We start from the raw sequence: 1,870 nt of genomic DNA on the forward strand, positions 1-1,870 counted from the left end.
TTTATGTGTGCCGGGCATGTTCACTAGCTAGGCGGTGCAAGTCCGCTATGGGCGTTGGGATATGCGAACCATTAGCCGAAAGCAAGGGTGTCCGTGGTGACGCGGAATCTGAAGGAAGCTCTAGGCAAATCCTCGGTCTGAGGGACACAAATCACATATGAGGTTTTTATTCTAGGACGAGTTTGCATAACAAAACGAAGTCCAAAATATCCACGGATGGGATAAGAATAAATGTGGCAGATATGTGAGGAGAAAGCGAGTGAACTTACCCCGGGAGATCTCTTGAAACCCCTCTGGGAACCTATCCAGTGATGGTTAGCTGATTCAAGAGAAGTCAGCAGAAGTCATAGTATCAAACCTACGGTTTGAGAAGGACGGAACGAAAGGAGTAACCGTGCTAGAGCCATTGATAAGGAAACGAAGACACAGCCAACGTAACGGCTATTTAAGAGAGGAAGGTTCGGAAAACTGGGAACTTTTATATAGCGTGGAGTTATCCTTATGCAACCTCAAGAGTACGGGAACAGTATGGAATCAAATTTAAGTTTAATCGAGAAAATTATAGAGCCCGACAATCTGACCAAAGCTTTCGAAAAGGTTAAAAGTAACAAAGGAGCAGCAGGAGTCGATGAGAAAGATATAGAAGCTACTCGCCTTTACTTGAGAGAAGAAGGTCAAATGATTGTCGAGCTTATTAAAGAAGGAAAGTACAAACCACAACCAGTAAGAAGGGTGGAAATTCCTAAACCGGACGGTGGGAAAAGAAAGCTTGGAATCCCAACCGTGACGGATAGAGTTATCCAACAAGCCATCGTACAGAAGCTTACACCTATCTTTGAGAAACAGTTTAGCGCATTTAGCTTCGGCTTTAGACCGAACAGAAGCGCGCATCAAGCGATTGAACAAGCGAGACAATACATCGAAGATGGATACAACTTCGTTGTAGATATAGACTTAGAGAAATTCTTTGACCGAGTAAATCATGACAAACTCATGTCACTTATAGCTAAAACAATAACAGATAAACCTACATTGAAGTTAATCAGAAGATATCTTCAAGCAGGTGTTTTGGAGGATGGTCTAGTCAAACCGAATATAGAGGGTACACCTCAAGGTGGACCATTAAGTCCGATACTAAGTAACATTGTACTTAACGAATTGGATAAAGAACTAGAAAAACGCGGTCATAAATTTGTGAGATACGCAGATGACTGTAATATCTTCGTCAAAAGCTTAAAAGCAGGAGAACGGGTCAAAGAAGGAGTCACTCAGTTTATAGAAAGAAAGTTGAAGCTTAAAGTAAATCAGGAGAAAAGCGCCGTGGGAAAGCCGAACGCACGGATATTCTTAGGTATAAGTTTTTACAAAAGTAGAGGTAAAATTAGAGTATTCGTGCCAAAACAAAGAAAGAAAAGGCTTGAAGAGAAGCTAAAGAAACTGACTAACCGAAATTGGGGAGTAAGCATGGAATACCGCATCACAAAAATAAACCAACTCATTCAAGGTTGGGGGAACTATTTCTTGATAGCGGACATAAAGACATATGCCAGTGAAATCGACCGTCATAATAGGCGAAGATTAAGGGCCTGTAGGTGGAAAGAATGGAAAAAGGTCAAAGCGAAGGGCAGAAACCTTATAAAACTCGGAATCTCAGAGGAAGAAGCATGGAAAAATGCCAATACCCGAAAAGGATATTGGCGATTATCCAAAAGTCCTGTATTACATCTTGCCTTAGACAATAAATATTGGCAAGAGCAAGGTTTGAAATTCTTAACAAATGTGATTTCATAAACTTTCGAACCGCCGTATACCGAACGGTACGTACGGTGGTGTGAGAGGTCGGGGGTTAGTCACCCCCTCCTACTCGATT

At 41.8% G+C, this 1,870-nt stretch carries 1 protein-coding gene; it reads left to right on the forward strand.

Translation table 11 applies throughout. The features are described from left to right. The first annotated feature begins 501 nt into the window (after positions 1–501). The gene (gene ltrA / locus FAR12_RS23065; protein WP_246010488.1) at positions 502–1,791 is read left to right on the forward strand and encodes a group II intron reverse transcriptase/maturase; all 1,290 of its coding nucleotides are present in this window, start codon (positions 502–504) and stop codon (positions 1,789–1,791) included. The last annotated feature ends 79 nt before the right edge of the window (positions 1,792–1,870 follow it).

It is taken from the genome of Bacillus yapensis (genome assembly GCF_005280205.1).
Classification (GTDB): domain Bacteria; phylum Bacillota; class Bacilli; order Bacillales; family Cytobacillaceae; genus Robertmurraya; species Robertmurraya yapensis.